This is a genomic window from Mangrovibacter phragmitis, assembly GCF_040429585.1.
GTDB lineage: Bacteria > Pseudomonadota > Gammaproteobacteria > Enterobacterales > Enterobacteriaceae > Mangrovibacter > Mangrovibacter phragmitis.
Genome location: NZ_CP134782.1, coordinates 1,322,229 through 1,344,337, shown reverse-complemented (window position 1 = coordinate 1,344,337; position 22,109 = coordinate 1,322,229). Strand labels below are relative to the sequence as shown.

Genomic DNA, 22,109 nt, shown 5'->3' with positions numbered 1-22,109 from the left:
GTTACTTACTCACTTTAATTAACGTTACAGGCGTTGCCGGATGCTCACTGTAATTCGCACTACAAACAGCGATGTTGTTTTCACCCTGTTCACAGGCAATTTCCGGCATGGGATAACGGTTGCCATTACTGCACCGTGCACTACCACGCGGTTTAATCATCAACTGGCCGGTTTTCAGTAAACCAGAAAAAATTTCCGCACGGCAGGTCACATTCTTCTCAGGGTTAAAACGCACGCTCCCTTTATTTTTTTGGATCTGGTAATGCATAACCTCAGGCACATCCAGTCCTTTTAGTGGTTTCACCACTACCCGCCAGTTACCATTGAGGAAACGTGTGGTTCCCATCCGCACATCCGTCACCGGCATTTCAAGGGCATTTTTCGGCGGTGCGACTGGTTTAGTCTCAGGCAACGATGGAGGCGGAGGCGGAGGTGCCACAACGGTTGCCCTTGCAACAGGCAGATTCATAGTTAACGGCGCTATGACTACTTTGGGTGCAACTGGCTGCACGGGTTGCAGAGCACTGGTCTGTACTGGTTCACTATGCTGGCTCACTCCCCACCAAACCGCAGGTACTGCAATCGCCACAACCACGGCTGCGGCCGCGGGCAAAAGCCATGCCGGACTCTTTTTCACCGCTGCGGAGGCAGAGATTGCTGGCGTTACAGGTGTCTCTTCAGGCGCGTCAAGTTGCTCCGCATATACCGCATTGATTGCTTCCACGCTGGGCGCAGCCTGTTTAGGCTTACTATACAGTAACGGCTCATCGGGAGAACTTATCGTCGGTTGTTCTGGTAGCGGTGCGGGTTCTCCAGACTCGGGCTCAGGGCTCGCGATTACTACTGGAATGACTGGCTCCTGATGGCGTAAACACGCCAGCACATCATCCTGCATATCCTGGTTGAGTTGTAAAAAACCCCAGAAAGTAATGACGGGTTTGTCATCGACCAGAAATAAATGGTTTGCTCCAGGGAAATGCACAGCCTTGGCCAGCAATGGCCAAATAACTGAATCGACGCATTCCCGGACTGTAAACAGCGCTGGCTCAAAGTGGTGATATTATCAACGTACTTTTCCAGCGTTTTTAATGCTTGTTTGCGCTGCCCGTCGCTGGCACTGCTCCAGGTGGTGACTTTTCCCGAAAAGCTGGCATACCAGTCCACCCGGTCACCATCATCATTAAGTTGGGGGATAGCCAGGCTGTCTGCAACAACCTGCAGGCGACGCAAACGCAAGGTTTCACGAATTTGCCGGGCGGAATCAAATACAGGCTGTCCATTCTCACCAAGAGCCAGAAAATCATCAAGAAAACCGCTTCGTAATAGTGTTTTTGCCACAGTTTTGGTCTCAAAAGCTATCTTCACGCTTTTACTATAAATTGCACTTAGGGAAGCTAAACGGCAGAAGAGAGGGCAAAAGGGGCAAATCATCGCGCTATTAATACAGTGGCTTTTTCTTGACTAAAACAGAAAAAGCGCTTTCACTTTTCTGCTAACTGCTTGACGAGCCGTAAAAAAAGTGACTAAAACAAATTTTAACAGGTAAGCATCAGGGCAGACAGATAATACAGTTGCTGGCTGAGCACGGTACTCTTATATTTAAAACAGGAGGTGAACATGTCAAATCAGGAAACTATCATTGCCCAGGTGGACGAGGCGATTCGTTCTAATCAAATCATTCCGATGAATGAATTACTGGTTGAATTGAGCAATAACGGCGAATTGACGCGTGAGTTCAGGTACGAGCAGCAACAACGGCTGCGTATTACTATTGCCCACCATGGTCAACGCCATAAAGAAGATCAGGGCACGCATGATGAACGGAGCATGCATTTACGCGAAGGTGGCGAAATTCCGGTGAATAAACAGCCGTAGGGGCAATCAAAACGTCTCCTTGCGAAGACGTTTATACGCTGAATGCCTTGTTCACCGAGTGAAACAACGGTTAACCGCGGGGGCCTCCACCCATCATTCCTGGGCCTCCGCCGCCACCTCCACCATGACCGCCGGGGCCTGGTCCCCACCAGGGTACACAACCAGTCAGACTGGCAATCGCCAGTGCCGCACATAAAATCATCACACTCTTTTTCATAGCAACCTTCTCATACAACCCAGAACACGATGTGCAGGAAGGGCACTTTGCCAGAGTGAGATGGTTAAAAAATGAAGAATCTGTGGAGAAAGTCATGCAGGTATTAAATTCAGAATTCGCGACGCGCAACCAGCCAGGCACCGATAATAAGCAAAATGGCACCACATAATGGGCTGACTAATGCCCGAACACTGACACCACCACTGCGCATAATATCCATCACCAGGCCACCGATAAGCTGGCTGGCAACCAGCACCGCAATGGTAGTGGCCGCCCCCAGAAACTGGTAACCCTGAATGCTGGCAAAAACAAAAAATGAACCCAGTAACCCGGGAATAACAGTCCACCAGTGGATGCTGCGTGCCAGTTCAACAAAACCGCCAGTACCATTGCGGGCAAGCAGAAAAGCGCAAAACAGCACAATACCTACCAATGAATTAAGCAGCATGGCAATCAGTACACTTGAGGAGGACTGCGTTATACGCACCATCAACGTGTTCTGGATAACTAACCCGACGCCAGCCAACACCAGGCAGAGCAGGGTAAGCGGGTTACTCATGGAGGCTGTCCGGGTCAGTGCGCGTATCCAGTTGCAACTGCATAAAGGTTAAATCCAGCCAGCGACCAAATTTGGTGCCTACCTGGGGCATTTTCCCGGTCACCACGAAGCCGAGTTGTTCATGGAGATGGAGTGATGCCATGTTCTGTGATTCAATCGCTGCCACCATGACATGCACTCCTTTATTGCGGGCAATATCAATCAAATCCCCTAACAGGGCGCGCCCGATACCTTTTCTGCCATGGCTGGGGTGAACATAGACAGAATGTTCAACACTGTGGCGAAAGCCCTCAAATGGCCGCCAGTCTCCATATGAGGCGTAACCGATAACAGTCCCATTTTCTTCAGCGACCCGTACCGGAAAACCCTTATCCTGGCGCTGATGTAACCAGTTAATTCGGTTTTCTGTATCTACTGTTTTGTCGTTCCATATTGCCGCGGTATGTTTTACTGCGTGGTTATAGATTTCAGCAATAGCCTCGCAGTCTGCCTCTGTCCCCTGACGAATACGCATACATCACTCCTGGTGATATTTTTCAAAAGCGTCACTATAATGGACTATATGAATAATATAATAGACAACTTAAATCAACGAATCTGTCAGCGGATTCGAATAGAACGTGAATCTCGCGGCTGGTCTGTGAGTGAACTGGCGGAGAAAGCAGGGGTTTCTCGGGCGATGATTCACAAACTGGAGCGGGGTGAAAGTAGCCCTACGGCAACACTGCTCGCAAGGCTCTCCGGGGCGTTGGGAATAAGTATGTCCACGCTAATTGCCCGTGCGGAAATGGCGTCCGGGCGCTTACTCCGCCATGGGCAACAACCCGTGTGGCAGGATCCACAAACTGGCTATATCAGACGTCATCTTTCGCCACGCAGCGATATGCCAGTTGACCTGGTGCAGGTTGAATTGCCAGCTCATCAGCATGTTCCGATGCCAGCCGCAGCCTGGGCACTGGCTCGCCAGTTATTGTGGGTACACCAGGGCGAACTGGTGTTTGTTGAAGGTGACCTGCGCCATGAAATGGCGCAGGGAGACTGCCTTGAGCTGGGGCCACCGAATGACTGTGAATTTCGCAACGAATCAGATAACGCCTGCATATATATTGTTGTCAGGCTCAATCAGCCCTCCTGAGAATTGTAATAATTTGACTTAAAAAAAGTGAAATTGCGTATTGTTCCTAAAGTCATCCAAACTCGATGCCGTTATAGTATGATTTATTAGGTTGCACATATTTATAACGAATAAAAATACGCTTCTTGGTTGTTTATTTTATTTAGACACTCACGCAATACGTGCCTCATCCCGCGCTCTATTGGCCCGGGAGGGTTTTTATGTGTCCATAACAGGGAGAGAATGATGCTGGATTTGCACAATGCACAACACCTGAGTTTAACTATGCAGGTTGAGTTACGTCTTAAACACGCGCTTATTGCTGCACAAATGGCACCTGGCGAGCGTCTTAATACACGCGATATTGCAGAAGAAATGCATGTCAGTATTACCCCGGTCCGCGAGGCAGTATTACGCCTGGTCGCAGAAGGGGCGCTATGTATTGCGCCCGCACAGGCATTTACTGTGCCTAAAATCACCCGGTCACAATTCGAAGAAATCACCCTGATTAGAAAGGAGTTGGAAGGGGTGGCACTTCAGCGTCTCATTGAGCACCAACCACTGGGAAATATGGCGCAATTGGCCGAGCTTAGCGAAATGTTTAATACGGCCCGCGATAAAGGAGATGCTCACAGCGCTCTTCAGGCACAGCGAGAGTTTCGTTTTACATTATATGAGCGGGCTCAGTTGCCACTACTGCTGGGAATGATAGAGCAGTTGTGGATCCGCGTTGGTCCGTGTTTTCATTTTTTGCGCCAGATGCCTGAACATATTACTCAGAACCGCCACAATTACGACGCACTGCTGGAAGCGATAAAAAATAAAGATGTTGCCAAAGCACAGCATGAACTGATTTTAGCAATAGAACACAGTAACCAACTGGCAATGACTCACTTTTTTAATGCTGAAGCACAGTCGTAAAAATCAGCACGGTGAGATAATAGGCAAACAATAATAACGCAGGCGTGAAATAATGTGGCCTGTTTAACCAGGATAAAAAAACAGGGATGGTAAGAATTCCTCACCGTCCCTGTTTGAAGTACGTTCAGAACTTACTGAAATTGCCAGGTAACTGACAAGCCTACACCATAATTACGGCCAGGCGCCGGTTCGTAATAACGCCCATTGCTTTCGTTGACAATCACTGAACCCACATACTGTTTATCAAACAGGTTATCGACGCGGGTATAGGCATCAACCAGCATGTTGCTGTAACGGAACTTGTAGCCGCTGGTTAGCCCAACAGTCGTCCATGAGGGCACTTTTGCGGTGTTTTCATCGTCTGCCATAATACTGCTCAGGTAATGAATATCACCACTTGCGTACCAACCCTCTTCCGGTTCCCAGCCCAGAGAGGCCCAGACGTTATTGCGGGCAATTCCCGGAATGCGGTTACCATTACAGTTACTGTCACTGCACACATTTGACTGGTAGGTGGCATCCAGCCAGGTCCAGGCAAGTTTCATCTTCCAGTTGTCAGCAAATTGTTCATCAAGCCCCAGTTCAACACCGCGACGGCGTGTTTCACCAGCATTCTTGTAGGTGGTACGGCCACCGGCACTACTGTCCACAACAATTTCATTGTCGGTTTCAGTCTGGAAAATGGCGGCACTGAGTAACCCATAGCCAATGCGCGTTTTACTGCCCAGTTCAATGGTTTTACTGGTTGATGGCTTCAGATTAAAATTCAGCCCTGGAGCACCATCATTACGGTAAGAAAGTTCAGTGATAGTTGGTGTTTCGAATCCGCGACCCGCAGACAAATACACATTCCATGCATCTGTGACGGCGTAATTTAGCGAGCCAACTGGCAGCCATTTATGGTAATTGGTATCGCCGCTACCATCACCATTATCAGCGGTAATATAATGATCATTGGAGTCAAACCAGACATTACTGTAACGCAGCCCCGCATCCAGGCTGAGTTTATCGAGCAACTGCCAGTGTGTCTGGATATAGGGGTCAAGGTTCCACATCAGGTTACGTTCGTCGCGCCGCAATGCACCTTTCTCGCCATAAACCGCAGAGCCATCCACCATATGGAAATTTTCGTATCCTTTACGATGTTCCTGCATGTTCTCGTAATCCAGCCCGGTCGTTACGTTGAAGGGAACTGGCCCGGCATTACCACGGTGTGTCCAGCGGGTGTCAACGCCCTGGTATTCACGGGTTAAATCAATAACACCGCCTGCATGTGTAGGCTTCAGTTGCGGTGTATAAGGAATGGACTGGTACTGTGTCATATCCCGTTGCCCGGCATACATCATGACACTCAGGTCGTCATTCAGGCTCAGTTGCCTGTCATACCGCAGCCCGGCCTGGGTTTGTTTTACGGTTTTACGGGTATTGTACTGATCTCCCCGCGGAGACTGGCGCGGGGCGCTGCGCCATTCCGACCGGCTCAGCCCGCCAGGATCATTGGCTTTAATATCCACACTGTTAAACAATAACGTCAGTTTGCTGACATCATTAAGGCGCACGCCAAGCCGTGCGTTGGCCAGGTTTTTACGCGCGCCGCTATGGTCACGGTAGCCTTTGGTGGTCATACGCTGAGTTGAAACAGTGTAATCAACATCACCACTGTGAGTACCATCACCCGTTGCGCCTGTGGCTTTCAGGCCATAACGCCAGGTTCCATAACTACCGAAGTAGCTGCTGGCTTCAATTTCAGGGGGTTGTTTCCCTTTTTGGCTCTGAATATCTATAACCCCGCCAGAGGAACTACCATAAAGTGCTGAAAACGGGCCACGCAAAACAGTAATGCTGCTCACGCTGCTTAAATCAATATTCGATGTCTGGCCTTCGCCATCAGGCATCGTTGAAGGAATACCATCTTCATAAATTCGCAGACCACGCACACCGTAGGTAGAGCGCGCGCCAAAACCACGGATTGACAGTTGTAAATCCTGCGCATAATTCTGCCGGTTGAGGATTTGCAACCCCGGAACCTCACCAAGGCTTTCAGAAAGGTTTATCCTGGGTTTGGCATGGCGAATATCATTACCATTAACCACTGTAACCGCCGCTGGTGTATCCAGCTCTGATGGAGTTAGCTGTGTGGCAGTGACAATCATGGTTGAAGACGCGTCACTGTTATTGGTGGTTTGTTCAGCTATTGCAGCCAGGGGAATAACACTCGTGGGGATCAGCAAGACAGAGCAAGCGATCTGTCTGGCAGAAAAAATTTTCATAAATAGCCTGTTACTTCAATGGATAATTACATCAATGATTGTGAATATATGGTAAATGTTTTGTAAATACATGAAAAGGAAAAATAGTCCGCTATTACGTGCCGTAGCCTGAGCCAGCGCGATTTTCAGGGCATTGTTTGCGAAGAGAACGGCACAGCGGGAGAAAATTGGAAAGGCGTCTTTATACAGCAAACTCTACAGGACAGGGGTAATATGCTTTATCTGTCAATGCCTTCCCTGGCAATGACATACCGATTTACAACAGAGTATTACTCGGCGTCACGCACGAGTGTTTTTGGTGCAGACTCAGCGGTCTTATCCGCCTTTGACCCGGTATCAAAATCCAGCTCACTGTGAATCTGGTGTACGCGGTGACGCACCCCATACCAGCCCGCAACCAGTAATACTGCAATTAACGGAATCGATGCAATCGTCCAGGTACCGTTAGGGTAATCAAATGCCATCAGCACCAGTACACTGAATAAAAACAGCAGTGTCAGCCAGGATGTAAAAGGAGCACCAGGCAGTTTGAAGCTCACATCTTTCGCTTTGCCTTGCTTAATAGCCTGGCGCAGTTTCATCTGGCAAACCACAATAAATGCCCAACTGGAAATAATCCCCAGCGATGCCACATTCAGTACAATTTCAAAAACTTGAGAAGGCACTAAATAGTTCAGGAAAACGCCGACAACGTACACACACAGTGTCACCAAAATACCGGCAAAAGGAACATGGTGCTTACTCATCCGTGACATAAACTGCGGTGCAGAGCCGCCCATCGACATAGAACGCAGAATTCGCCCGGTGGAATACAGGCCAGAGTTGAGGCTGGAAAGCGCTGCCGTCAGCACCACGATATTCATGATACTGCCTACATAAGGCACACCCAGTTTAGAAAAGAAGGTCACAAACGGGCTCTGCCCGGCCTGGTAAGCATTCCAGGGTAACAGCAGTACCAGCAGCAACACAGAACCAACATAGAACAGGCCAATACGCCAGATAACGCTGTTGATAGCTTTTGGTACCATGGTTTCCGGGTCTTTACATTCACCCGCCGCGGTTCCCACCAGTTCAATAGAGGCAAAGGCAAACACAACCCCCTGAACCAGCACCAGTGCAGGCAACAGACCGTGGGGGAACATCCCACCATTGTCTGTAATCAGATGGAACCCCGTAGCGCCACCATCAAGCGGTTTACCGCTGCCAAGGAAGACCACACCAATCACCAGAAACAGGACAATCGCCAGCACTTTAACCAGAGCAAACCAAAACTCCATCTCAGCGAACCACTTCACGCCAATCATGTTCATGGTGCCGACAATACCCAGTGCCGCCAGAGCGAAAATCCATTGAGGAACATCACCAAACGCACCCCAGTAATGCATGTACAATGCAACGGCCGTGATATCAACAATGCCCGTCATCGCCCAGTTCACAAAATACATCCAGCCTGCGACATAAGACGCTTTCTCACCAAGAAATTCACGAGCGTAAGAGACAAAACTCCCACTGGAAGGGCGATGTAACACTAATTCACCCAGTGCGCGCAGAATGAAGAAGGAGAAAATACCGCACACTAAATACACCAGTGCCAACGCAGGCCCTGCGGCCTGAAGGCGCGCACCTGCACCTAAAAACAAACCAGTGCCAATCGCACCGCCAATAGCAATCATTTGCACCTGGCGGTTACCCATCGCTTTGTGATAGCCAGCTTCATGTGAATTCAGCCAGCGGCGTTTTGCAGCGTGTTGCTCCGCTGCGTGCTTTGATGTTGCTTTCATGCCTGCTCAATCCTGTCTGTAATACTTTCATTAATGATAAGCCTGGCTTCTGACTCACCAGAGACAATCGTTTGCCTTTTCTGGTGAATTATCCGCCGCTATTACCCTTTCATTAGGATTTATTAGACTAAAAGGGTGTAAAAATGACGAAGAATCCTACCCTCAATTCATTAATGAAGCAAAACATAGAAGTAAGAATTTTATAAGTCTGGCTTATCTTTATTCAGTAAAGAATACATGGATAATATGTGACAACGTCACAAAGTAACAGAGTAATAACAATTGGAATGACGGGTCTGATTTTCAGACCCGGTGCGGCTTAGAGTAGGGTGATCACTTCGTTTTGGTCGAGGCGTGATTTCGGTAATTTCGCATTAAAATCTGCATCACTGCGATAACCGACCGTCGCAACGACCACACTGGTCTGGCCTTTTTCTGCGAGGCCCAGCACATCATCCATTTTGGACGCAGTGAAACCTTCTATTGGTGTGGCATCGAGCCCCATTGTCGCAGCGCTCAGCAACAAGAAACCCAGCGCGATATAAGCCTGGCGTGCCATCCATTCGCGTTGTTTTTCTGCCGATGTACTGTTCAGCCCAACAAAGTAACGGCGGCCTTTATCCATGCCTTCGCGGGCATCACTGTTGATAAAACGGCCATCCTGCTGTTCTTTTTCAAGAATCGCGTTCAGATGAGCGTCATCAATAGCTGTACGGGTTGCGAAAACGACTACCAAAGCAGCGTTATGAATTTTTGCGGCATTCGGCTCACTCACCGCCGGGATTATCTGTTGTTTTGCTTCGTCCGACGTTATTGCATAAAAGTGCCATGGCTGTGAGTTAACTGATGAAGGGGCAAAACGCAGCACATCCAGCAACTGTTGCTGTTGTTCCTGTGTCAGTTTACGGCTGCCATCATACGCTTTGCTGGTATAACGCTGACGAACAATTTGGTCGATAGTCATTGCAAGAGTCCTTAGTCAAACTGCGACATCGTCATAAAGACCGGTTAAGGTGGTGACTAACCGGTCCGATTCTTGCAAAGAATATCAGTGGTGGCTTTGGGTCTGCCAGACAGCATGAGAGATAAACGCACGAAGTGGCAATCAGTTGCCCGCACGATGTTTCATGATTTCTTTGCTCCAGGTTTCAGGCTGGTCCGGGCAAATTGCTGAATGACTGCCAGTTTGCGTATCAGCGCGTTATCAACCAGTGTGGGGAGCAACGCATTGATTTTCACAAAAAACCTTTCCGGAAAGCCAAGACGAGTACGTAAGCGCCGTTTCTGGATTGCAGTAATTATCTGACTGGCTACCCATTGAGGCGAGTCACTCTTATTACCGAGCAGCCGGTTCATTTCCACCATAGCCTCACTGTTTAATGATGTATCGGTGGCACGGGGGGCAACGTACACTACGCGAATGCCGGTGTCTGCCAGTTCACGGCTCAAAGCCTCACTGAATCCACGCAATGCGAACTTACTGGCACAATACAGGCTGTAACCTGGGTAACCAATATCTCCCATGATAGACCCCACATTAACTACCATGCCTTCGGCATTAAACCTGTCCAGTAGCGCCCGGGTGAGCAAAATCGGTACTTCTGTGTTGGTATAAAGTTGCGCATGAATATCGCCAAACGACTGTTTTTCAAGCCAGCGGAAGCATTGAGTGCCAGCATTATTGATAAGCACATCCAGCCGGGGTTCATACTGGAGCACCTCACGCAACTCGCTAATTTCATCATGGCTGTAATGCTTAACCGTCATTACCTGATGATAAGCCGCTCCAGGCAGGCGCTTAACCAGTTCGTTCATGGCCGGGCCATTACGCCCCACTAAAATCAGGTGTGCTCCCCGTGAGGCAAGTTCAAAAGCCAGCGCCTGACCAATTCCTCCGCTGGCGCCCGTCAGTAACACGCGTTTATTCGTCAGTTTCATCAGTAAACTCCGGCGACTTCAGCCAACATCGCTGCATACAACGGGTAAACCATTTGTGCAGCATGAATAATCGCAGTCTGGTCCTGAGGTTGTGTCACTTCATTCATCAGGCGGGTAAAAAACTCAACACAGGATTTATCCCACTCGCCATGGGAGTGCAGGTAACTGAGCGCGCTGTCTGGTAACTCAAGGTGTCTTGCTATCGCAGGAGCAATACTGGCGCTATCAGTTTGCGCAACAAGTGGTTGATACAATGCCATGGGTAATCTCCGCCTGAAAAAATGGATTATCAGCAAAAAATAATGGAAAACAGCCTGTGGTCGCAGTCGTCCATTAGGAGTGACAAACTGATGTTTTGTTATCGCACAGGTGGATATCAGCGGACCGATACGCGCATGATCCGCCAGCCTTTCGTTAAGAGCATCAAGTTGCAATATCGCCAGGCAGAGCATCTCAGCCATCGTCCATTCAGAGGATAAAAGACCCTGCGGCTGCCAGTGCGCCTGCGTAGTAAAATTAATACTTTTTTCACGCAAACGTACCCCGTTGGGCTCCTCTGTGGGGCCAGAAATGAAGATGATTGTAAGTTTCCAGAACGAGGTTGAATCCATCTGTCTGTTCTCTGCAATCAGTGCCGATGAACAAACAGTACGCAGCCATGATTAAGAAAGACTTAAAAACAACCGCAGGTAAAAAATTTTTTGGGGATGTTAATTTTTTGTGATTTAAATAAAGTTCTGTTTCAGGGCGCATCACCAAAGAAAATCAGGAACACCGGCAACACTGACTGTTGCCGGTAATTGCCGTCAGGGTGGTCCTGGTGAATTAGCGACGCAGGCCTGCCCGTGTTTGCAACTGTATTACCGCACTGGCAGCATCCAGCCCAAGCTGAGCCAGGTCAACACCCGGCAGGTTGTCGTTTTCCATAACAACCTGGCCTGCGCACAGTAACGCCCGCAAACCTGGCCGCCCGCCACTGACAACAGGGGCAATTGCCGGGTCGTGCAACCCAAAATAACGGGGGTCATCCAGTTGATACAGCGCGATATCTGCCGCCATACCCGGAGCCAGTGAACCGGTGCCATTGAGCCCCAGCACAGTCGCTCCCCCTGATGTTCCCCAACGGATAACGTCTTCAACCGTTGCTGCATCACCGCCACCTTCCCACTGACCGCCATCATAGCGAGGGGTTGCCAGCATGCCTTTGCGTGCGCGTTGCATTAACCAGGCTGCATGGGTTTCACTAATCATATCTGCCGCTTCGTTCGAACCGGCACCGTCCACGCCCAGTGAAATTTTCACACCCGCCTGTTCAAGGCCAATAATATCGGCAATACCACTGCCAAGACGCCCATTACTTTGCGGGCAATGTGCGATACCTGTGCCGGTTGCCCCCAACAGAGCAATCTCTTGCGGCAATAACTTCACCAGATGTGCAAACCAGACATCCGGGCCGGTCCAGCCATGTTCCGCACAAAACTCAACCGGTGTCATGGCAAACCTACTGCGTGCGGCATCAAGGTAATCCACCGTTTCAGACAGGTGGCTGTGCAGGCGAATTCCAGAGCGGCGAGCCAGATCAGCACATTCGCGCAATTGTTCCGCAGTGGTGGAGTGCAACGTGCTGGTTGGCGCCATGACCACCTGGCGCATGGCAATATCGCTGGTCTGGTGGTAACGGCTAATCAGCCGCTGCATGTCGGCCATCCAGTTATCAAATTTTTCCGGGCGCAACGCCTGAGGTAAATTCTCCTCAAGACCACGAGTTTGTGTGGCGCCTCCCCGACATAACACAAAACGAATCCCTAATGCGCTGGCTTCTTCAAACAGAATATCGGCGCTGTCAAAGGGCATGCCGGGCCAGTAAAGATAGTGATGATCGGCCACCGTAGTACACCCGGAACGCAATAACTCAACCAGGCCAACACGGGCCGCAACGCGAAACGTCTGTTCATCAAACGCAGCACGGTAACGATAAGGTGTGGCAGCAAGCCATGCACCAAGGCTTTGGTTAAGCCCGCCAGCTTCACCTTTAAGTAGCGACTGGAACAAATGATGATGAGTGTTAACCCAGCCGGGGTAGGCAATACAGCCCTGAGCATCCAAAACAGGTGTGTTGTCAGGAGTATCCAGGTCACCAATAGCTGTGATGGTGCCGTCTTCAACCAGAATATCGTGCCCGCTGTGGCGGGCCAGGTCACCCGCCAGGCCTGTCATAATGGTGTGGCAGTGCTTAATCAGTAAACGGGTCATCTCAACTCCTTGTGGTTTATTGCGCGCTTTCATGCCAGTGACGCAGGAAGTAGTGGCTGAGCAGTGACATCAGGCAGAATAAACCCAGCCCAGTGCAGGTAATTAGAAACAGGGCGGCGAACATCAAAGGCAGGTTAAGCTGGAACCCCGCCTGAAGGATTTGCCAGGCAAGCCCCGCACCAGTTCCCCCCGTTCCGGCAACAAACTCAGCGACCACGGCACCAATTAACGCCAGCCCGGAGGCAACACGTAACCCGCTAAAAAAGTGGGGCAGCGCCGCAGGCAGGCGCAGGCGTATCAGTTCCTGCCAACGAGTTGCCTGGTTGATACGAAACAGATTAACCAGCCCCGGGCTGACACTACGTAAACCCAAAGTGGTGTTGGTTAACACCGGAAACACAGCAACCAGCATTGCGCATACCACCAGAGCCAGAGTGGTGTTGTGGATCCAGATGATTACCAACGGTGCAATAGCAACCACTGGCGTAACCTGAAACAAAATAGCCCAGGGCATCAGACAGGATTCAATAACCCGGCTTTGGACAAACAAAAATGCGACGGCTGTACCAATACAAACCGCCAGCATAAAAGCCAGCAGGGTGACTTTCAGCGTAACCCAAAAACTCCCCAGGAGTGCAGGCCACTGTTGATAAAGCACAGCAGCAATATCGCTGGGTTTTGGGGCCAGCCACACAGGTACAGCAAACTGGCGGAAACACACCTCCCAGGCACCGATTACCACCAGGCCCAGTAACACCGGCCACACTGCACGACGCATGGCCGGGTTATCGAACAACGGCTTAGTCATGCTGACCTCCACTGGCCTGTTCCAGTTGTGCCGACAATAATGCGCACTGGCGAATAAAACGTTCTGAAGTCCGAAATCCTGAATCCCGGTCTTGTGGGCCATCGATGGCGATATCGGCAATCACTCTGCCTGGCCGTGCTCCCATCACAATAACGCGCGAAGAAAGGTAAACTGCTTCATAGATACTGTGCGTAACAAACACCACGGTGAGGTTACGGGACGCCCACAATGTGCGAATCTCACTATCAAGCCGCTGGCGGGTGAATTCATCCAGCGCACCAAAAAGTTCATCCATTAACAATAACGAGGGGTTGGTCACCAGGGCTCTGGCCAGTGAAACCCGCATTTGCATCCCGCCCGAAAGCTCTTTTGGCCGGGCATGGGCAAAGGCACTCAACCCTACAGTCTCCAGCGCCTGTAACACACGCAGGTTAGCCTGTTTTTTGTTCTCGTGGCGCAGATCCAGCGGCAGGCGCACATTTTCGGCAACGGTTGCCCATGGCATCAGTGTCGCTTCCTGAAACACCATGCCCATACGGCTGTGCTCGTCCCGTTCTGCCTTACCATTCCAGCGCACCTGACCGGCGGTAGGGCTTTCCAGTCCGGCAAACATTTTTAACAAGGTACTTTTGCCGCACCCTGAAGGGCCAAGTAACGAAACGATTTCACCCTGCGCGATATCCAGATTTAACCGCTCCAGGGCAAGAGTGCCATTGGGGTAACGCTTTTCCACTCCACGCGCCATCAGAAAGCGCGAGCCAGGCGTTGCCATTGTTGATATTGTTGATGGCTCAGAATCAAAAGATAAGACGCTGCTCATATCGCCTCCGTCACCCATTACATAGCGTTTTTTGGGTAAAATTGTGTGGTATAAGCGGCCTTCCAGTCGGTCGCAGGATTCAGCAGCCCGGCATTAACCATGAAATTGCGGGTGGCTTCCCAGCGTTTGTCTGTCATCACGCCCACACCGCCAGCTTTGGCATCCCCCCCTTCAATAAGCTGCAGTTTCTTCATTTGGCTGATGCCAAACGCCAGTACAGCATCCGTCATCTGTGGATTCTCTTTTTTAATTAATGCATTACCGGGCGCCGGATTTTTCAGATAACTTTTCCAGCCTTCCATAGAGGCTTCAACAAAGCGTTTGAGGACATCGGGTTTCTCTGCCAGCAAATCATTACGGGTAACCAGAATGCCGCCATATGCCGGATAGCCGTATTTGGCAAACAGCCAGAATTCACTGTCAGGCTGGGCTTGTTTTGCCTGTTGCACTTCTGAAGTGGCATAAGCTTGTTGTGCTGTGTTTTTGTCAGCCAGAAACGGTTGCATATTGAAAGTATAAGGGCGTACCTGGCTGTCTTTCAGATGGTACTTCGTTTTCAGCCAGGGCCACCAACTGGCTTGCCCACTGGCGGAAACCAGAATGGTTTTTCCTGTTAAGTCATCAAGATTTTTGACATTACCGTGGGTCAGCAAACCCTGTGGGTCAAACTGGAAAGGGGCCGCAATAGCTTTCAGGGGAAAATGCTGTTCAATGCCTTTGAGTACCTGCAAATCATAGCTCACTATGACATCGGCACGTTTAGCAAGCAGCAAAGTCATATTATTCAGTTGCGGCCCTCCGGCGCGCACATCAACATCCAGACCATATTTTTTATAAATCCCGGTCGCCACCGCCTGGTAATAACCACCTTGTTCAGCCTGAGCAACCCAGGTGGTTTGCAGAACCAGTTTATCGTTGGCGTGGGCGAAATGGGTAAGCGTTGCTGCAAACAGCAGAGAGGTGGCGACGGTACGGCATCTGAAGCTAAACGACATAGAACCCCCAAAGAGTAATGGACAAGTAACGCCTCATCAGGGGTGCGGTATGCTCATTGCAATACGCGTGGCTCCTGATGAGGAACCGCTAACGTTGCAGAGCAATGTCCCATGCGGGCTGGCCGCACTAACCGCTTATACTCTGCATCTGCTATTGCAAAGGCGGTGCCAGTTCAAATCATGAACAACTAACACGTTGATATACATATATAAAACCAATCCCCCATAAGTCACCCGAATAAAAAGATGCACAAATGTTAATGCCAGGTTGCATTATTACGCACTGTAGTGAAACAAAAGTTGCACCAACGCACTAATATTGTGCGTATCATGCAGTGATTAGCGGCGCAGACCACATAAAAAACAATTATTTTCAATATGATAAGTAAAATAAGAATGCTGGCATGGCTTTTGCTGAAATAGTCATGAGTAGAAGCGTTCAGCCGGTTACCTGTCTTTACCGGTGGGTCATTGCTCAATGTGCACCACAAGCCTGTGGTGTTTACTGAGTTGTGGCCCGCACAGTGGGCCACCCTGTCATTTAAAGAGGGTGAACCATGAATCAACCTTTCACTGCTACTTATTTACTGGATGAACTGAATAAAGAAGCCACTATGGGCGCACCAGGGCTGGAAGCTCAGCGTGAAGTCCGTGTCATTGACATGCAGAACTTTGTGCAGCGTAAAACAGAGATTGCCGACGCGATTTGGGCTGCCGCCACAGATATCGGTTTTTTTCAACTAAAGAACCACGGCATTCCCCTTCAGGATATTCAGGCCGCGTTTGAGCGCGCTGAACAATTTTTTGCCCTTCCTCAGGAAATTAAAGCGCGTTACCCACTAAACCGTAATGCAGGCTGGGAAAGCAAAGCGCAAATACGCCCATCGACCGGTACACCTGACCAGAAAGAGTCCTGGCAATTAACCCGTCCACGCATGGCTGGCCTGTGGCCAGAAGAAGAGATATTACCCGGTTTTAAACAAGAAACACTGGCATTTGAGCACCAGTGCTGGGCACTGGGTATGCAGGTACTGTCTTGCTTTGCACTGAAACTCGGATTCAGCGAGGATTTTTTCACCACGGCACATGACCCGGCAAGCACTGGATACCAAAGCACCTTACGCATGCTGCACTATTACCCGGTCCCCCTTAACACGCAATCCTGGCGGGCAGGCGCACACACGGATTTTGACTGCCTGACACTATTATTCCAGCGCGCCGGGCAGGGCGGTTTACAGGTTTGCCCCGGCAAAGAGCACCAGAGCCAGGCGTGGACACCCATTGAACCGCACGACGACGTGATTACCTGTAACATTGGAGATATGTTAATGCGCTGGAGTGATGATCTGCTACCGTCTAATTTCCACCGGGTACGTAACCCCAGACCTGGTGAATATAATGGCCCACGTTATAGCCTGGCTTTTTTCTGCCAGGCCAATGAAGATGTGGTCATTCAGGGGCCTTTGGGAAAATACCCGCCAGTCAGCGCCAAAGACTACCTGGCTCAGCGCGTCAGCGCGAATTTTTCCGGGAAATACTGACGTTAGTTTTTATGCGCATAACCGGTGTGTTCCGCCGGTTATGCCTGGTTACACTCATCCTGAGTACAGGCAGGTATTTTTGCGTGAAACCGTGGCAAATACAGGTTATCTTGCACACTAATTTATTTTTCGGAGAGTAGCGATATGCCCCATGTTGATATTAAGTGTTACCCCCGCGAGTTAACCCAGGAACAGAAAAAAGCACTGGCAGATGATATTAGCCAGGTGCTGCAGAAACATCTGCAGGCAGCAGAGCACACTGTATCCGTTGCTCTGGGTTATATTTCACCGGAGCACTGGAAAACACAGGTATATGATCGCGAAATCGCCCCCCAAATGAATAACCTCGCCAAAAAACCAGGGTATGAACTCTAGTTTATTCAGGTAATCAGTAATCAGCGCCTGAAGGCGCTTCAGATTGATGAAAAAGAAGGAAAAAGCGTGGTTTTTCCTTCTTTTTAGTTAGCAGCCGAAAATCAATGAATTGATTTTCCCGGTTTTTATTGGGTGACATCCTCTCGTTCTGTGCGGACATGAGGTTTGTCATCAGACTCGAGCGCCTGAAGGCGCTTTTTTTGTGCAAAAAAACCGCCACACAGATGTGCGGCGGTTTTAACTCATGCCGGTCAGGCGGCAGGAAAGACAATAGTATTCCCCGGCGCTTCGCGGTGCAGATGAATAAAGTTCAGATGCCGCTCATACTGATCCAGAATATCTGTAATAACCTGTTCTTTACTGTAGCCCATCAGGTCATTCCCCTGGCTACCTTCACGCAGGAATGTCTCCAGTCGGAAGTAAGTGGATTTTCCACTCTGTGCCCGGTAGGTAAAGCCCGGGATGGCATAGCGCTGCGGGTGAATTTGGTAGAGGAAATCTGAGTCATCACCCAGGCCCACACGCAGTGACAAATAGCCAGGTTCCGATGCATCCTCCACATTCGGCACGCGTTTCCATTCCACTTCCGCGCCACTGTTTGCCAGTTCACTGGCAACTTCTTCCATGGCGGGCTGGCAGATAGTTTCCATCATTCTCTCGGTATATCCCTGTCCGGGGTAGTTCATCAGGCGCGAGATGCGTTTTTTCCAGCTGAGCCTCCCCTGGGCTTCCGGGACAGAGGCCAGATCCATCGAGGCACTGGCCCGGCGGTAATCTTCAATCTTGAGCGATTTATACAAACCAGCTATCACAAAAAACATGACAAAGCTGAAGGGTAACCCCATGATAACAGTGGTGTTCTGCAAGGCCGGAATTCCATTAGTCATCAGCATGCCAATGGTGAGTACACCAATCGCCAACGACCAGAAAATACGCAACCAGTTAGGCGCATCACTATTAATGTCTTTCAGTTTGGCCGTGAAGTTACTCAGCACCAGTGCGCCGGAATCCGCGGATGTGACATAGAACAACAGACCGGTGATGGTGGCAACAGAAGCGCTGAACGTAAACCCGGGGTACTGTGCCAGCAATCCATAAAAACCACGCTCCGGGTGGGCCATCGCTTCGGTCGCGAAGCCTGCGTCACCATGCATGATGGCGTAGAGTGCGCTGTTACCAAATACAGACAACCACAACAGGGTGAAAGTGAAAGGTATAATCAGCGTACCCAGCACAAACTGGCGAATGGTACGGCCACGAGAAATACGCGCAAGGAACAACCCAACAAACGGTGACCATGCCACCCACCAGGCCCAGAAAAACAGCGTCCAGTTGTTCATCCATTCTGTTGGCCGGTTAAACGCGAAGCTGTTCAGGGTCATTCCCATAAAGCGGTTAATGTAATCCCCAACATTCAGTACCAGTGCATTCAGCAGGAACTCGGTATTACCAGCAAACAGCATAAACAGAATCAGGCCAAGAGCCATCAATACGTTGAGTTCCGATAACAGGCGAATGCCTTTATTAACACCTGAGGTTACGGAAATAGTGGCAACCAGCACGGAAAACGCAATTAAGCCAATTTTCGCCCCCATGGAATCGGGAATATCGAACAGCACATTCAGCCCATAGTTAAGCTGAACGACACCAATCCCCAGTGTGGTGGCAATACCAAAAATCGTACCAATTACCGCTGCGATATCAACAGTATGCCCAATTGGGCCATTAATCCGTTTGCCAAAAATGGGGTAGAGCGCCGAGCGAATCGCCAGCGGCAATTTGTAGCGGTAACTGAAGTAAGCCAGAGCAATGCCCATTAATGCGTACATTGCCCAACCCGTCAGGCCGTAATGGAACAGAGTCCAGACCATTGACTGACGTGCGGCTTCAACGGTTTGCCCGGCACCTTCCGGCGGAGACATATACTGGGTAACCGGTTCGGCAACAGAGAAGAACATCAGGTCAATACCTATCCCTGCGGCAAACAACATCGCAGCCCAACTCAACAGACTGAATTCAGGCCGGGAGTGCTCAGGCCCAAGCTTGATATCGCCATAGCGGGAGCAGGCAAGAAAAACCACAAAGACGATATACAGCGTGGCGGCCAGTAAGTAATACCAGCCAAACGTTGCTGAAACCCAGCTTAGTGTGCGTCCTATTACAGTCGCGGAAAAATCCCGGAACAGGATAGTACAGAATGAAAACAACAAAATCAGCCCGGCGGAAAACCAGAAGACCACGGGGTTGAGTTTGTTTTTTTCCCTGGCGGGAGATGTATTCGGTGTCGTCATCAATTACCTCTGTTTAAGTAATGGTGACCGCCCTTAAGAGCAGCGCAGGTGACAAATATCCCTTTGTTGAGTTGTATGCAGGTCAGCTCCTTGCCTGTTTTAATCATAATTTATTTATTTTCAGTAAGTTAAGTACATCTTCAAATCAATGAGCGTTCATTTTATTAACCATGGCAATCATTACATGTAACAATTAATACACATTTTTTATTGAACGTTCAATTAAAAAAAGATTAAATAGATAACAAGTATTGATGAATGAGGCCGTAACAATGCCAAAAGTGGGGATGCAGCTAATCCGGCGCAGACAACTGATTGATGCCACGCTCAGCGCCATAAACGAGGTGGGTTTGCATGATGCAACCATCGCGCAAATTGCTTCACGCGCAGGTGTCTCCACAGGAATCATCAGCCATTACTTTCGTGACAAAAACGGTCTGCTGGAAGCGACTATGCGCGATATTACGGCGCACCTGCGTGACGCCGTGGTAGGGCGTTTACGCCAGGTGGACCCGGCAGATGTCCATGCCCGCCTGAGTGCCATTGTCGAAGGTAACTTTGATGAAGGCCAGACCACATCGGCAGTAATGAAAGCCTGGCTGGCATTTTGGGCGGCAAGTATGCACCACCCAATGTTGCACCGGCTGCAAACCATCAGTAGCCGCCGGTTGTTATCCACCCTGGTTGCGGAATTTCGCAAAGTGATGCCACAACCGCAGGCAAGGGTTGCAGGCTACGGGCTGAGTGCGCTGATTGACGGGCTGTGGTTACGGGCCTCGCTAAGTGGCAAACCTTTTAACCGGGTGCAGGCTATGGCAATTGCCATGGTTTATATCGACAACGCGTTGTCTGGCACCGATTAACACAGGAGAAACACATGTCCCCATTGGGTGAACAACAACTCTACATCGGCGGACGCTATGTCCCGAGTGTGGCAGGCACCACCTTTGAGACCATCAACCCGGCCAACGGTAATGTACTGGCCCTGGTTCATGCCGCCGGGCAGGCGGATGTGGACAACGCGGTTGCATCCGCTGCCCGCGGACAGAAAATCTGGGCAGCAATGACCGCAACAGAGCGGGGCCGTATCCTGCAAAAAGCGGTGACAATATTGCGTGAGCGTAATGCCGAACTGGCTCACCTGGAAACTTTGGACACTGGGAAAGCGTACAGCGAAACCAGTACCGTGGATATTGTCACTGGTGCCGATGTACTGGAGTACTACGCCGGCCTGGCAACGGCGCTGGAAGGGCAGCAAATCCCATTACGAGACAGCGCGTTTGTTTACACCCGCCGAGAACCACTGGGTGTGGTTGCGGGTATTGGCGCGTGGAATTACCCCATTCAGATTGCATTATGGAAATCTGCGCCAGCGCTTGCGGCAGGTAACGCCATGATCTTTAAACCCAGCGAAGTCACTCCATTGACGGCACTGAAACTGGCGGAAATCTACACCGAAGCCGGTTTACCTGATGGCGTGTTCAATGTGCTGCCAGGTACCGGGCCTGAAACCGGGCAGTGCCTGACCACCCACCCAGGAATTGCCAAAATCTCCTTCACAGGTGGGGTGCCAACCGGGAAAAACGTTATGGCCAGCGCGGCATCTTCCTCGCTCAAAGAAGTCACCATGGAATTGGGTGGCAAATCTCCATTGATCATCTGTGAAGACGCACCAATAGAAATGGCCGCAGATATCGCGATGATGGCGAATTTTTTCAGCTCAGGCCAGGTTTGTACTAATGGCACCCGCGTTTTTGTTCCTGCCAAAATGAAAACAGCCTTTGAAAAGGCTATTTGTGAGCGGGTAGCCCGTATCCGTGCCGGTGATCCGTTAGCCCCTGAAACCAACTTTGGCCCGCTGGTGAGTTTTCCGCACCGCGACCGGGTAATGAACTATATCGCCAAAGGCAAAGAAGAGGGGGCGCGAGTGTTATGTGGCGGTGGCGCGCCACAAGGCGAGGCGTTTGCGGGTGGTGCCTGGGTGGAACCGACAGTCTTCACCGATTGCCGTGATGATATGACGATTGTCCGCGAAGAAATTTTTGGGCCAGTAATGAGCATCCTGACCTGGGAAGAAGAAAACGAAGTCATTTCACGGGCCAATGCCACACAGTATGGTCTGGCGGCTGGTGTAGTAAGCCATGATATTCGCCGTGCACACCGGATCATTCATCAGTTGGATGCCGGGATCTGCTGGATCAACACATGGGGGGAATCGCCTGCGCAAATGCCGGTCGGCGGTTACAAACAATCGGGCATTGGCCGGGAAAACGGACTGGCAACCCTTGAGCATTACACCCAGCTAAAATCAATTCAGGTTGAACTGGGTGAATTCAGTTCTTTGTTTTAAC

Annotated in this window: 20 protein-coding genes and 1 pseudogene; 7 read left to right on the top strand and 14 right to left on the bottom strand. The window is 50.2% G+C overall.

Annotated features, from left to right (window positions below):
* Window position 1 precedes the first annotated feature (1 nt).
* Window positions 2-1,431 (bottom strand): annotated as a pseudogene (locus MPHASIOC01_RS06385) (SrfA family protein).
* Window positions 1,432-1,617: 186 nt separating this feature from the next.
* Here MPHASIOC01_RS06385 and MPHASIOC01_RS06380 point away from each other — a divergent pair.
* Window positions 1,618-1,875, top strand: coding sequence for a DUF2526 family protein (locus MPHASIOC01_RS06380; protein WP_064593695.1), 258 nt, complete (start codon window positions 1,618-1,620; stop codon window positions 1,873-1,875).
* A 70-nt stretch (window positions 1,876-1,945) separates the two neighbouring features.
* On the opposite strand, the gene MPHASIOC01_RS06375 is transcribed toward MPHASIOC01_RS06380, so the two are convergent.
* The 3 genes from MPHASIOC01_RS06375 to MPHASIOC01_RS06365 all read right to left on the bottom strand — a co-directional run bounded on the left by MPHASIOC01_RS06375 (window position 1,946) and on the right by MPHASIOC01_RS06365 (window position 3,165).
* Window positions 1,946-2,092, bottom strand: coding sequence for a hypothetical protein (locus tag MPHASIOC01_RS06375; protein WP_197499242.1), 147 nt, complete (start codon window positions 2,090-2,092; stop codon window positions 1,946-1,948).
* 109 nt (window positions 2,093-2,201) lie between these two features.
* Entirely contained in the window at window positions 2,202-2,651 is a 450-nt protein-coding gene (locus MPHASIOC01_RS06370; RefSeq protein WP_064593693.1) for a DMT family transporter, read from the bottom strand.
* A complete protein-coding gene (locus MPHASIOC01_RS06365) occupies window positions 2,644-3,165 on the bottom strand; it encodes a GNAT family N-acetyltransferase (protein ID WP_064593690.1) in 522 nt (173 codons plus the stop codon). The genes MPHASIOC01_RS06370 and MPHASIOC01_RS06365 overlap by 8 nt, the downstream gene beginning before the upstream one ends.
* A gap of 48 nt (window positions 3,166-3,213) precedes the next feature.
* On the opposite strand from MPHASIOC01_RS06365, the gene MPHASIOC01_RS06360 reads away from it, so the two are divergent.
* Window positions 3,214-3,786, top strand: a complete 573-nt coding sequence (locus MPHASIOC01_RS06360) for an XRE family transcriptional regulator (RefSeq protein WP_353614214.1) — start codon at window positions 3,214-3,216, stop codon at window positions 3,784-3,786.
* A 222-nt stretch (window positions 3,787-4,008) separates the two neighbouring features.
* Window positions 4,009-4,686, top strand: a complete 678-nt coding sequence (locus tag MPHASIOC01_RS06355) for an FCD domain-containing protein (RefSeq protein WP_353614213.1) — start codon at window positions 4,009-4,011, stop codon at window positions 4,684-4,686.
* A gap of 131 nt (window positions 4,687-4,817) precedes the next feature.
* Here MPHASIOC01_RS06355 and pqqU read toward each other — a convergent pair whose 3' ends face one another.
* From pqqU to MPHASIOC01_RS06310, 9 genes are all read right to left on the bottom strand, one after another.
* Window positions 4,818-6,956: a TonB-dependent receptor PqqU gene (gene pqqU / locus MPHASIOC01_RS06350; RefSeq protein WP_064593684.1), complete on the bottom strand. Its 2,139-nt coding sequence runs from the start codon at window positions 6,954-6,956 to the stop codon at window positions 4,818-4,820.
* A 269-nt stretch (window positions 6,957-7,225) separates the two neighbouring features.
* Window positions 7,226-8,737: an L-asparagine permease gene (gene ansP / locus MPHASIOC01_RS06345; protein WP_082917800.1), complete on the bottom strand. Its 1,512-nt coding sequence runs from the start codon at window positions 8,735-8,737 to the stop codon at window positions 7,226-7,228.
* Window positions 8,738-9,056: 319 nt separating this feature from the next.
* Window positions 9,057-9,701: an oxygen-insensitive NAD(P)H nitroreductase gene (gene nfsB, locus MPHASIOC01_RS06340; protein ID WP_064593681.1), complete on the bottom strand. Its 645-nt coding sequence runs from the start codon at window positions 9,699-9,701 to the stop codon at window positions 9,057-9,059.
* Window positions 9,702-9,862: 161 nt separating this feature from the next.
* Complete coding sequence (locus tag MPHASIOC01_RS06335) at window positions 9,863-10,675, bottom strand: SDR family oxidoreductase (RefSeq protein ID WP_064593678.1); 813 nt, start codon at window positions 10,673-10,675, stop codon at window positions 9,863-9,865.
* Window positions 10,675-10,935, bottom strand: coding sequence for a hypothetical protein (locus MPHASIOC01_RS06330; RefSeq protein ID WP_156518960.1), 261 nt, complete (start codon window positions 10,933-10,935; stop codon window positions 10,675-10,677). Before MPHASIOC01_RS06330 ends, MPHASIOC01_RS06335 begins: the two co-directional genes overlap by 1 nt.
* Before the next feature lie 565 nt (window positions 10,936-11,500).
* Window positions 11,501-12,928 (bottom strand): amidohydrolase family protein, encoded by a 1,428-nt coding sequence (locus MPHASIOC01_RS06325; protein WP_353614212.1) that lies wholly within the window; start codon window positions 12,926-12,928, stop codon window positions 11,501-11,503.
* A 16-nt stretch (window positions 12,929-12,944) separates the two neighbouring features.
* The gene (locus MPHASIOC01_RS06320) at window positions 12,945-13,748 is read right to left on the bottom strand and encodes an ABC transporter permease (RefSeq protein WP_369934401.1); all 804 of its coding nucleotides are present in this window, start codon (window positions 13,746-13,748) and stop codon (window positions 12,945-12,947) included.
* Window positions 13,729-14,556, bottom strand: coding sequence for an ABC transporter ATP-binding protein (locus MPHASIOC01_RS06315; protein ID WP_405027752.1), 828 nt, complete (start codon window positions 14,554-14,556; stop codon window positions 13,729-13,731). The genes MPHASIOC01_RS06320 and MPHASIOC01_RS06315 overlap by 20 nt, the downstream gene beginning before the upstream one ends.
* A 17-nt stretch (window positions 14,557-14,573) precedes the next feature.
* Window positions 14,574-15,551 (bottom strand): ABC transporter substrate-binding protein, encoded by a 978-nt coding sequence (locus MPHASIOC01_RS06310; RefSeq protein WP_353614211.1) that lies wholly within the window; start codon window positions 15,549-15,551, stop codon window positions 14,574-14,576.
* A 557-nt stretch (window positions 15,552-16,108) separates the two neighbouring features.
* On the opposite strand from MPHASIOC01_RS06310, the gene MPHASIOC01_RS06305 reads away from it, so the two are divergent.
* Both MPHASIOC01_RS06305 and pptA read left to right on the top strand, forming a co-directional pair.
* Window positions 16,109-17,092: a 2OG-Fe(II) oxygenase family protein gene (locus MPHASIOC01_RS06305; protein ID WP_353614210.1), complete on the top strand. Its 984-nt coding sequence runs from the start codon at window positions 16,109-16,111 to the stop codon at window positions 17,090-17,092.
* Between the two features lie 144 nt (window positions 17,093-17,236).
* A complete protein-coding gene (pptA, locus tag MPHASIOC01_RS06300) occupies window positions 17,237-17,467 on the top strand; it encodes a tautomerase PptA (RefSeq protein WP_064593657.1) in 231 nt (76 codons plus the stop codon).
* A gap of 251 nt (window positions 17,468-17,718) precedes the next feature.
* On the opposite strand, the gene MPHASIOC01_RS06295 is transcribed toward pptA, so the two are convergent.
* Window positions 17,719-19,758: a choline transporter gene (locus tag MPHASIOC01_RS06295; protein WP_353614209.1), complete on the bottom strand. Its 2,040-nt coding sequence runs from the start codon at window positions 19,756-19,758 to the stop codon at window positions 17,719-17,721.
* A 272-nt stretch (window positions 19,759-20,030) separates the two neighbouring features.
* On the opposite strand from MPHASIOC01_RS06295, the gene betI reads away from it, so the two are divergent.
* Window positions 20,031-20,621 (top strand): transcriptional regulator BetI, encoded by a 591-nt coding sequence (gene betI / locus MPHASIOC01_RS06290; protein WP_064593649.1) that lies wholly within the window; start codon window positions 20,031-20,033, stop codon window positions 20,619-20,621.
* Between the two features lie 14 nt (window positions 20,622-20,635).
* The gene (gene betB, locus MPHASIOC01_RS06285) at window positions 20,636-22,108 is read left to right on the top strand and encodes a betaine-aldehyde dehydrogenase (protein WP_353614208.1); all 1,473 of its coding nucleotides are present in this window, start codon (window positions 20,636-20,638) and stop codon (window positions 22,106-22,108) included.
* Window position 22,109: the final 1 nt, after the last annotated feature.